We start from the raw sequence: 10,174 nt of genomic DNA, 5'->3' as shown, positions 1-10,174 counted from the left end.
CGGCGCCGCACGATGCGCGTCCGTCGGCGACGCGCGGCGGCTGGAACGGTGCGGTGCGTGGGCCGGCGCCTGCGCCTGCGCAGCATCAGGCTCCCGCGCAGGGGCTTCCGCCGGTTCTGCGTCCAGCGCCGGCACCCGCGCCTTCACCGGCACCGGCGCCCGCACCGAACATGTCAGGCAACGGCCGCGCGCCAGGGTTGCCGCCCGTTCTTCGGCCACAGGGCGCGCCGGGCGGCGGCGCACCCGCGATGCAGCCGCGTCAGGGCGGCGGTGGCGGTCATCAGCAGGGCGGCGGCGGGAACGCGGGCGGCGGTCGTGGCGGGGGCGGGGACGAGTTCCGTCATTGAGCGCGTGCGGCAGCGTGCGCGAATGGCCGAGGGCGGTGAAAAGCGGGGACGTCGGCGGATTACGTGGACACCGCTTGCTCGCTCGTTGCGGCGCGTCATCCCGAGGCAACATTTAAGCGTGCCTTGGACGGACAACACTCGCTCGCTTCCACAGATCCGAATGCTTCCCCTCCCGTCGGAAAGCGTGTCCTTCGATTGAAGCGGTGACAACAAGCGGTGCCCGGGGCGCCGCTTGCCCGCCCGCACACGGATCCCGCATCCGGCATCGCTGGGACCCTAAAGCACACGCGACGCTCAAAGATCCCCGCGCACTTCACCGGTTCCCAGCGCACTGCGCTGCCGGTTGACTTCCGCCCACAGCGCATCGCTGTCGTCGTTGCGCAGCACGATCATGCAGTCCAGCTGGTCGTCGGTCACGCCGAAGTAGTCGAGGATTTCGCGGCGCATCGCATCGATGAACGCCGCGTATTCCGGCGTTGCCTGCGCTTGCGCGTGCAATGCGTCGTATTCCGCATCGTCCGCGCCGCCGCCGTGCTCGTCGATATAGCGCGAGATCCACTCGTCCCGCTCGCGGTCGTAATCGGCCTCGGCGCGCATCGCCTGCACGGCCGTGTAGAAATCCAGTTGCGCAAAAGCCGCGATCGCTGCCGTGGTCGCGTCGTCGAATGTCGTCGTCATTCCATCTATCAAGTGGGTCGTCGACCGTCGATTTTAGCGCGTGCGATCGCTTCGAGACGCTTTAGCGCTGCGGCGCATCGAACAGCTTGTCGAACGGATCGACCTGGGCCATCAGGCCTTCCTCGAGTCCGTCGATGGCATGTTGAAGATCGCTTCCCAGCGCGTCGACCGACGCGTAGCGGTAGGCGTCGCCGGACTGCTTCCAGTTGACGTGTTGGCTCAGAATCGCCTCGCAGGTGTCGCTCTTGAACATCACGATGTTGCCGATCGCTCTGCGCGTGTAGGCGTGATAGCGGCCGGGCGATACGTAGCCTGTTCCGACGCGAACGAACAGAACCGCATCGCTTCCCTGATAGGGCGCGCCGCTTGCGTGCAACGCGAAATGCTCGTCCGGCTTGATCGTCGGGAGACCCGGCGCAGACGCATCGACTTCCCTGACGGTGAAGCCATGGTTGCGCAGGACCGTCTCGATGCGGTCGGTGAAGCGCCGGTTCAGCCCCGTATCGCCGAATCGGGCGGTGACCAGATCGTTCAGCAAGGTGGGCGAATGATCGTCGCTCTTGCCGAGTTCGGCGTTGACCGCGCCGGCCGCGGTGCCTGCTGCCAGCGCGCCGACCACGCCCGCACCCGGAAGCGGAATGGGGATGTGAACGGGGCCGGACGGCCCGAACGCGATATACACCGGCTTACCGGGATAGACGACCGTCACGGATTTGACGGCCGCCAGTTGTTCGCGATTGACCTCGGAGGTCGTATCGCTGGCATGGCTCGAGATCGAAATCACGAGCATCAACGCGGCGAAGCGCTGGTTGTTGAATAACATGTGCGTCCAATCTCGGTGCCTGTTCGTTGGCTGAATGGTTATGAGACGCACGCGTTAACGGATCGTCCGCGAAAAGCTTGAGCGCGTGCCGGCGGACGACGTGCGGGGGGCGCAGAAGCCTGTCGACGCCGAGCCGATCTTCACGGTGCTGCGACGGCGTTCCCTTGCTATCGGCGACGACACAAAAAAGCCGCTCCGTGGAGCGGCTTCGCAGACCCGCGGGCAGACGCCCGCGAGCCGGCATCAGTCGTCGAGCAGCGACAGGTCGCGCACGGCGCCCTTGTCGGCCGACATCACGAGCTTCGCGTACGCCTTCAGCGCCGCGGACACCTTGCGCGGCCGCGGCTTCGCCGGCTTCCAGCCCTTCGCGTTCTGCTCCTCGCGACGGCGCGCCAGTTCCTCGTCCGACACCAGCACGTCGATCGTGCGGTTCGGGATGTCGATGCGGATCTTGTCGCCGTCGCGCACGAGACCGATCGCGCCGCCGGCCGCCGCTTCGGGCGAGCAGTGGCCGATCGACAGACCGGACGTGCCACCCGAGAAGCGGCCGTCCGTCAGCAGCGCGCACGCCTTGCCGAGACCCTTCGACTTGATGTAGCTGGTCGGGTACAGCATTTCCTGCATCCCCGGGCCTCCCTTCGGGCCTTCGTAGCGGACGATCACGACGTCGCCGGCCTTCACCTTGTCGTTCAGGATGTGCTCGACCGCTTCGTCCTGCGATTCGGTCACGTGCGCGGTGCCTTCGAAGACGAGGATGCTCTCGTCGACGCCGGCCGTCTTCACCACGCAGCCGTCGAGCGCGATGTTGCCGGTCAGCACCGCGAGCCCGCCTTCCTTCGAGAACGCGTGCTCGTACGAGCGGATGCAGCCTTCGGCGCGATCGAGGTCGAGGCTCGGCCAGCGCGTGTCCTGGCTGAACGCGACCTGCGTCGGGATGCCGGCCGGGCCGGCCAGATAGAACTTGCGGACCGCCTCGTCCTGCGTACGGACGACGTCCCACTGATCGAGCGCGTCCTTCAGCGTCGGTGCGTGCACGGTCGGCACGTCGGTGTGCAGCTTGCCGGCGCGATCGAGTTCGCCGAGGATCGCCATGATCCCGCCGGCGCGATGCACGTCTTCGATGTGGTACTTGTTCGTGTTCGGTGCGACCTTGCAAAGCTGCGGAACGACGCGCGACAGGCGATCGATGTCCTTCATCGTGAACGCGATCCCTGCTTCCTGCGCGACCGCGAGCAGGTGCAGGATCGTGTTGGTCGAGCCGCCCATCGCGATGTCGAGCGTCATCGCGTTCTCGAACGCCTTGAAGCCGACCGAGCGCGGCAGCACGCGCTCGTCGTCCTGCTCGTAGTACTGGCGCGTCAGTTCGACGATGCGGCGGCCGGCGCGCTTGAACAGCTGTTCGCGATCGGCGTGCGTCGCGACGACCGTGCCGTTGCCCGGCAGCGACAGGCCGAGTGCTTCGGTCAGGCAGTTCATCGAGTTCGCGGTGAACATCCCCGAGCACGAGCCGCAGGTCGGGCAGGCGGAGCGTTCGACTTCGGCGACGTCGGCATCCGAGTAGGACTGGTCGGCTGCGATCACCATCGCGTCGACGAGGTCGAGCTTCTTCAGCTCGACGGTCTTCGTGACGGGGTTCGCGAGGCGCGTCTTGCCGGCCTCCATCGGGCCGCCCGACACGAAGATCACCGGAATGTTCAGGCGCATCGCGGCCATCAGCATGCCCGGCGTGATCTTGTCGCAGTTCGAGATGCAGACCATCGCGTCCGCGCAGTGCGCGTTGACCATGTATTCGACCGAGTCGGCGATGATGTCGCGGCTCGGCAGCGAATAGAGCATCCCGTCGTGACCCATCGCGATGCCGTCGTCGACGGCGATCGTGTTGAATTCCTTCGCGACGCCGCCGGCGGCTTCGATCTCGCGCGCGACGAGCTGGCCGAGATCCTTCAGGTGCACGTGCCCGGGCACGAACTGCGTGAACGAGTTGACGACGGCGATGATCGGTTTCTGGAAATCGTCGTCTTTCATGCCGGTGGCGCGCCACAGCGAGCGCGCGCCCGCCATGTTGCGGCCGGCGGTGGAGGTTTTGGAACGGTATGTGGGCATTGTGGTTGCTGAAGAAAGATCGCGGAAAAGGGTGGGGGCACGGGATTGAGGCCCCTCGCGCGCCCGTGCGAACAACCTCTTGAGCTGCGCCCTGGGCAAACCCGGCGATTATCCCACAGGCGCCGCGCGGGTGGGGGCGGCGGCCCGCGCCAGCCCGCCCGCGCCGCCGCCAGCCGCCAGCCGTTCAGTCGAGCAGCGCGACGATTTCGTCGTACAGCGCGCGCGGGATGCGCACGCCGTTCGCGATGCTGCGTGCGCGCGCATCGAAGCGCCGCTGCGACGGCAGCCGCGCACCCTGCGCGACGATCGAGTCGAACATCCGCTCGCCGCGCGCGAGGCCCGCGTCGAGATCGTCGCCGAGGAACACCTTCGGATCGAACGCGATCAGGAGCTCGCCGTGGCACGGCGTCGCGCCGACGCCTTCGTCGAAGTCCATCGATTCGCGGCTCGTCAGGTCGCCGATCAACGCGCCGCCGAGCAGCTCGACCATCGCCGCGAGTGCCGATCCCTTGTGGCCGCCGAACGTGCGCATCGCGCCCTGCAGCGCGGCTCGCGGATCGGTGGTCGGCCGGCCTTGCGCGTCGATCGCCCATTCGGGCGGGATCGGCTTGCCTTGCTTCGCGTGCAGCTCGATGTCGCCGCGCGCGATCGCACTCGTCGCGAAATCGAATACGAACGGCATGCCGCCCGGCCGCGGCCACGCGAACGCAATCGGGTTCGTGCCGAATACCGGCTCCTTGCCGCCTTCCGGCGCGACCCAGCTGTGACTCGGATTCATCGCGATGCCGACGAGCCCTTCCGCCGCGATGGCCTCGACCTCAGGCCAGAGCGCGGAGAAGTGATAGCAGCGGTTGATCACCATCGCGGCGATCCCGTGCTGCTTCGTCATCTGGACGAGCACGGGCAGGCCCGTCTCGAAGCTCAGCAGCGAGAAGCCGCGATGGGCGTCGACGGCGACGATCGACGACGAGAGCCGCCGCAGCGTCGGCACCGCCTGCGGATCGACCTTGCCCTTGCGCAGCGAGCGCACGCAGACGAGCAGCCGGTAGACGCCGTGCGAGTGGCACTCGTCGCGCTGGCCTTGCGTGATGACGTTCGCGATCGCGCGCGCATGCGCGTCGGACAGCCCGTGATGCGTGAGCACGCGCAGCGCGAACGCGTGCACTTCATCGAGCGACAGGACGACGGCGTCGATCGGCTCAGCCATTGCGCGCCTCGCGCGGCATCGGCACGCCGTCGATGCGTTGCGGCACGTTCAGCGGATTCGCATCGCGGATCGCGTCGGGTAGCAGCGCGTCCGGCACGTCCTGGTACGAGACGGGGCGCAGAAAGCGCTCGATCGCGCGTGCGCCGACCGACGTCGTGCGCGTGTCGGACGTCGCCGGGAACGGACCGCCGTGCACCATCGCGTGCCCGACTTCGACGCCGGTGCCGAAACCGTTGACGAGAATGCGCCCGGCCTTGCGCTCGAGCGTCGCGCGCAGCGCGGCGAACAGCGGCGCGTCGCCGTCGGCGAGGTGCGCGGCGATCGTCAGCTGGCCTTCGAGCGACTTGAGCACGCGATGCAGCGTTTCGGCGTCCGGGCAGCGGACGATCAGCGACGCGGGGCCGAACACCTCGTCGCGCAGCGCGCGGTGTGCCATGAACGCGTCGGCCGACGTGGCGAACAATGCGGCGCGCGCCTGATGACGGCCGCCTTCGGCGCCTTGCGCGAGCGATTCGACCGCTTCGTGGTCGCTCAGCGCGGCGACGCCGCGCGCGTAGCTCGCGTGGATGTGCGGCGTCAGCATCGTCTGCGCGGCGGCCGCGCGAACGGCGCTCGCGGCGGCCGCTTCGAATGCCCGCAGCGCGGGGCCGTCGACCGCGAGCACGAGGCCCGGATTCGTGCAGAACTGACCGGCGCCGAGCGTCAGCGACGCGACGAACTGCTGCGCGATCGCATCGTGTCGCGCATCGAGCGCGGCCGGCAACAGCAGCACCGGATTGATCGAGCTCATTTCCGCGTAGACGGGGATCGGCTCGTGGCGCGCGGCCGCGATATGCATCAGCGCGACGCCGCCGCCGCGCGAGCCGGTGAAGCCGACGGCCTTGATGCGCGGATCGGCGACGAGCGCCTGACCGATTTCGCGCGACGCGTCGAACAGCAGCGAGAACACGCCGGCCGGCAGACCGCATTCCTGCACGGCTTGCTGGATCGCACGGCCGACCAGTTCCGACGTGCCGGGGTGCGCGGAGTGCGCCTTGACGATGACGGGGCAGCCGGCGGCCAGCGCCGATGCGGTATCGCCGCCGGCGACCGAAAACGCGAGCGGGAAGTTCGACGCGCCGAACACTGCAACCGGCCCGATCGCGACGTTGCGCAGGCGCAGATCGACGCGCGGCAGCGGCTTGCGATCGGGGCGCGCGGGATCGATGCGCGCGTCGAGAAAGCCGCCGTCGCGCACGAGCGACGCGAACAGCGCAAGCTGGCCGACCGTGCGGCCGCGTTCGCCCTCGATGCGTGCGCGCGGCAGCCCCGATTCGGCGACGCAGCGTTCGATCAGTGCATCGCCGAGCGCCATGATGTTGCGGCCGATCGCGTCGAGAAACGCGGCGCGCGCGTCGAGGCTCGTTTCGCGATAGAGGTCGAAGGCGTCGTCGGCGAGCGCGCAGGCCGTCTCGAGGTCCTGCAGGCTTGCGCCGCCGAACGCCGGTTCGAGCGGTTCGCCCGTTGCGGCGGCGATCGCGTGGAAGGTGCCGTTCTGTCCGGCGACGGCCGACCGGCCGATCAACAGCTGACCTGTGAGTTGCATGGTTCTCCTCGGAAAAATGCAGGGCCGGGCGCGATCGCCCGGCCGGCGGATGATGGGAAAGGCGCGCGTCAGCCTTCGTCGTCCTCGAGCTGCAGCTTCTCGGAACGGACGCCCGTATGCGCTCCCCAGTAGTAGATGACGAGCGCGACGGCGGCGACGACGACCGTGTCGTACGGATGCGCAAGCTGGCCGGTACCGCCGAAGCCGCCGAAATACGACAGCACGATCATGGCCGCGTAGAACGCGATCAGCCACGCAGACGAGCGCACCTGTTCGGCGAGGCTCAGATGCGCGGTGGGCACCCAGCGGCGGCACGCGAGATAGATCGCGAACATCGCGATCTGCAGGCCGAGCAGCCAGGACACCGTGTGCCAGCCCGACCAGTAGACGATCAGCGCGGCGATCACGAACGACGCCGGGCCGGTGATCGCGAACGCGCTCGCGCGGAACGGCCGCGGCAGATCGGGCGCCGTGCGGCGCAGCGCGGCGACCGACACCGGCGCGACCGCGTAGCTGAGCACGAGCGCCGCCGACACGATGTTGATCAGCGCTTCCCACGACGGGAACGGCATCGTCCAGAAGATCGAGAGGCCGAACGTGAGCCACAGGCCCGCGCGCGGAATGCCCGACGCCTCGTCGACGCGCGTGAAGACCTTGAAGAACGTGCCCGTCTTCGCCCAGCCGTACACGACGCGCGGCGTCGCGTTCATGTAGATGTTGCCGCAGCCGCTCGGCGAGATCATCGCGTCGGCGACGACCATCACCGCGAGCCAGCCGACGCCGAGCGCGAGCGCGATGTCGCGGTACGGCAGCGAAAAGGCCTTGCTGACGTCGTGCCAGCCGGCGGCGAGCATGTCGGTCGGAATGCTGCCGATGAACGCGAGCTGCAGCAGCACGTAGATCAGCGTCGACAGCAGGATCGACAGGATCAGCGCGATCGGAATCGTGCGCTGCGGATTGCGCACTTCGCTCGCGACCGACACGATCGGCGTGAGGCCGAGATACGCGAAGATGATGCCGCCGGCGGACACGGCCATTTCGATGCCCGGCATGCCGAACGGCGCGAAGCCGTGCACTGTGAGGTTGGCGGGCTTGAAGAACGTGAACAGCACCGCGATCACCGCCAGCGGCACGATGAACTTGAAGATGCTGATGATGTTGTTCGCCTTCGCGAACGTCTTCACGCTCGAGTAGTTCAGATAAAAGAAGAAGCAGAGCAGGGCCGCCTGCACGAGCCAGCCGAGCGTCGTCGGATCGCTCGACCCTTCGACGGTGAGCCCCGGAAACCATGCGGCCGCATATTGCCGCGCGGCTACCACCTCGATCGCGATCAGGCTCGAGAACGCGATCAGCGTGATGAAGCCCATCAGATAGCCGAGCAGCGGGCCGTGCGAGAACACCGGATAGCGCACGACGCCGCCCGCGCGCGGCAGCGCGGCGCCGAGCTCGCAGTAGACGATGCCGAGCAGCAGCACCGCGAAGCCGCCGAGCAGCCACGAGAAGATGCCGGCCGGGCCGGCGATCGTCGACACGTGGCTCGCGGCGAACAGCCAGCCGGAACCGAAGATGGCGCCGAGACCGATGAAGGTCAGGTCGGTGAGCGACAGCTGTTTCTTGAATTTGCCGTGGCCCGCGTCGGGGTGCGCGGAACCGGAAAGCGGGACGGACGATTGAGCGTTGCCTTGGCCTGGCATGGGCGTGTCTCCTATGGGAATGTCGGCACAGGCTTCGTGTGCGCCGCGCTCCGACGGAGCAGCGGCGCACGCCTGCCGGTCGGCGTAATCCGGTTCGAGCGACCGGACGGCCCGCGGGCATTCGTGCAGCGCCGGCAGGCGCCGATACGAACGTCCCGCGGGCCTGGCCGGACCGAAGACGACGGCGCGAAGGGGGGAAGACCTGCATGCCGCCGTCGGGGGAACGGAAACCAGTATCGCCGCGCAAACCACTATCGCGCTTGAGCGGTTTACCGGAGCAGAATGACGAAATCGGCACAGCGCTTCGGGTCGCGTACAACGCGCTTGTGCGCTATGCCGATTTCGTCGCCGTCCTCATTGAAAACCCACAAGCGGCCGGACGCGCGACGGAGGAAGCTATGCCCCTTTCCCCACTTTCGGACGACGCACGATGAAGCGCATCCAGATCATCGATTCGCACACGGGCGGCGAACCCACGCGGCTCGTCGTGTCCGGCTTTCCGTCGCTCGGCACCGGCACGATGGCCGAGCGGCGCGACCTGCTCGCGCGCGAGTACGACCGCTATCGCACCGCGTGCATTCTCGAACCGCGCGGCAGCGACGTACTCGTCGGCGCGCTGCTGTGCGAGCCCGTGTCGCCCGACGCCGCGGCCGGCGTGATCTTCTTCAACAACAGCGGTTATCTCGGCATGTGCGGCCACGGCACGATCGGCGTCGTGCGCACGCTGCATCACATGGGCCGCATCGGGCCCGGCGTGCACCGGATCGAAACGCCGGTCGGCACCGTCGAGGCGACGCTGCACGACGATCTGTCGGTCAGCGTGCGCAACGTGCTCGCGTATCGCCACGCGAAGGACGTCGCGCTCGACGTGCCGGGCTACGGCCCGGTGCGCGGCGACATCGCGTGGGGCGGCAACTGGTTCTTCCTGATCAGCGATCACGGGCAGCGCGTCGCCGGCGACAACGTCGCGGCGCTGACGGCGTACGCGAGCGCGGTGCGCGAAGGGCTCGAACGCGCGGGCATCACGGGCGCGAACGGCGGCGAGATCGATCACATCGAACTGTTCGCGGACGATTCCGAACACGACAGCCGCAGCTTCGTGCTGTGCCCCGGTCTCGCCTACGATCGCTCGCCGTGCGGCACCGGCACCAGCGCGAAGCTCGCGTGCCTCGCGGCCGACGGCAAGCTCGCGCCGGGGGCGGTGTGGCGCCAGGCGAGCGTGATCGGCAGCGTGTTCCACGCGAGCTATGTGGAAGCCGACGGCGGCATCGTGCCGACGATTCGCGGCAGCGCGCATCTGAGCGCCGAAGCGACGCTGCTGATCGAGGACGACGATCCGTTCGGCTGGGGCATCGTGTCGTGAGCGAAGCGGCAACCGACGTCGTCGTGATCGGCGCGGGCATCGTCGGCGCCGCGTGCGCGCACGAGCTCGCGCAGCGCGGGCTGCGCGTGATCGTCGTCGACGATGCGAGCGGCGGCGCGACGGGGGCCGGCATGGGGCACCTGGTCGCGATGGACGACAACGCGGCCGAACTCGCGCTCAGCCATTATTCGATCGAACTGTGGCGCGCACTGAGCGGCGACATGCCGGACGGCTGCGCGTATCGCAACTGCGGCACGCTGTGGCTCGCCGCCGATGCGCACGAGATGGATCTCGCGCGCGCGAAGCAGGCGACGCTGGCCGCGCATGGTGTGGCCGGCGAACTGCTCGACGCGGCCGCGCTCGCGCGGCTCGAG

The 10,174-nt window shown here is 68.4% G+C and carries 8 protein-coding genes and 1 pseudogene; 3 read left to right on the top strand and 6 right to left on the bottom strand.

From position 1 onward, the window contains the following. Window positions 1-347 (top strand): annotated as a pseudogene (locus HMPREF3115_RS32785) (peptide-binding protein); the annotation flags it as partial. Window positions 348-641: 294 nt separating this feature from the next. Here HMPREF3115_RS32785 and HMPREF3115_RS24705 read toward each other — a convergent pair. From HMPREF3115_RS24705 to HMPREF3115_RS24680, 6 genes are all read right to left on the bottom strand, one after another. Then, window positions 642-1,025: a hypothetical protein gene (locus tag HMPREF3115_RS24705; protein ID WP_006403790.1), complete on the bottom strand. Its 384-nt coding sequence runs from the start codon at window positions 1,023-1,025 to the stop codon at window positions 642-644. 61 nt (window positions 1,026-1,086) lie between these two features. Continuing rightward, complete coding sequence (locus tag HMPREF3115_RS24700) at window positions 1,087-1,848, bottom strand: hypothetical protein (protein WP_070556484.1); 762 nt, start codon at window positions 1,846-1,848, stop codon at window positions 1,087-1,089. 243 nt (window positions 1,849-2,091) lie between these two features. Continuing rightward, the gene (gene ilvD / locus HMPREF3115_RS24695) at window positions 2,092-3,951 is read right to left on the bottom strand and encodes a dihydroxy-acid dehydratase (protein ID WP_070556482.1); all 1,860 of its coding nucleotides are present in this window, start codon (window positions 3,949-3,951) and stop codon (window positions 2,092-2,094) included. Between the two features lie 184 nt (window positions 3,952-4,135). Then, a complete protein-coding gene (locus HMPREF3115_RS24690) occupies window positions 4,136-5,158 on the bottom strand; it encodes an Ldh family oxidoreductase (RefSeq protein WP_070556480.1) in 1,023 nt (340 codons plus the stop codon). Next, window positions 5,151-6,743 (bottom strand): aldehyde dehydrogenase (NADP(+)), encoded by a 1,593-nt coding sequence (locus HMPREF3115_RS24685; RefSeq protein ID WP_053298651.1) that lies wholly within the window; start codon window positions 6,741-6,743, stop codon window positions 5,151-5,153. The genes HMPREF3115_RS24690 and HMPREF3115_RS24685 overlap by 8 nt, the downstream gene beginning before the upstream one ends. A 68-nt stretch (window positions 6,744-6,811) precedes the next feature. Continuing rightward, on the bottom strand, window positions 6,812-8,437 hold the full coding sequence (locus HMPREF3115_RS24680; protein ID WP_006411781.1) for an APC family permease: 1,626 nt from the start codon (window positions 8,435-8,437) through the stop codon (window positions 6,812-6,814). A gap of 430 nt (window positions 8,438-8,867) precedes the next feature. On the opposite strand from HMPREF3115_RS24680, the gene HMPREF3115_RS24675 reads away from it, so the two are divergent. Together HMPREF3115_RS24675 and HMPREF3115_RS32780 are read left to right on the top strand one after the other, a co-directional pair. Beyond that, the gene (locus HMPREF3115_RS24675; protein WP_035948195.1) at window positions 8,868-9,800 is read left to right on the top strand and encodes a 4-hydroxyproline epimerase; all 933 of its coding nucleotides are present in this window, start codon (window positions 8,868-8,870) and stop codon (window positions 9,798-9,800) included. Then, window positions 9,797-10,174, top strand: a 378-nt coding sequence (locus tag HMPREF3115_RS32780) for an NAD(P)/FAD-dependent oxidoreductase (protein WP_256276418.1), incomplete at its 3' end; no start/stop codon positions are given. The genes HMPREF3115_RS24675 and HMPREF3115_RS32780, both read left to right, overlap by 4 nt.

This window comes from Burkholderia sp. HMSC10F09 (assembly GCF_001806955.1).
GTDB classification, from domain to species: domain Bacteria; phylum Pseudomonadota; class Gammaproteobacteria; order Burkholderiales; family Burkholderiaceae; genus Burkholderia; species Burkholderia multivorans.
This window is presented reverse-complemented; position numbering and strand designations above follow the sequence as displayed.

Excerpts from the sequence above, each read along its gene's own strand:
- HMPREF3115_RS24705 (WP_006403790.1), bottom strand. The coding sequence starts at position 1,025 with ATGACGACGACATTCGACGACGCGACCACGGCAGCGATCGCGGCTTTT.
- HMPREF3115_RS24700 (WP_070556484.1), bottom strand. The coding sequence starts at position 1,848 with ATGTTATTCAACAACCAGCGCTTCGCCGCGTTGATGCTCGTGATTTCG.
- ilvD (WP_070556482.1), bottom strand. The coding sequence starts at position 3,951 with ATGCCCACATACCGTTCCAAAACCTCCACCGCCGGCCGCAACATGGCG.
- HMPREF3115_RS24690 (WP_070556480.1), bottom strand. The coding sequence starts at position 5,158 with ATGGCTGAGCCGATCGACGCCGTCGTCCTGTCGCTCGATGAAGTGCAC.
- HMPREF3115_RS24685 (WP_053298651.1), bottom strand. The coding sequence starts at position 6,743 with ATGCAACTCACAGGTCAGCTGTTGATCGGCCGGTCGGCCGTCGCCGGA.
- HMPREF3115_RS24680 (WP_006411781.1), bottom strand. The coding sequence starts at position 8,437 with ATGCCAGGCCAAGGCAACGCTCAATCGTCCGTCCCGCTTTCCGGTTCC.
- HMPREF3115_RS24675 (WP_035948195.1), top strand. The coding sequence starts at position 8,868 with ATGAAGCGCATCCAGATCATCGATTCGCACACGGGCGGCGAACCCACG.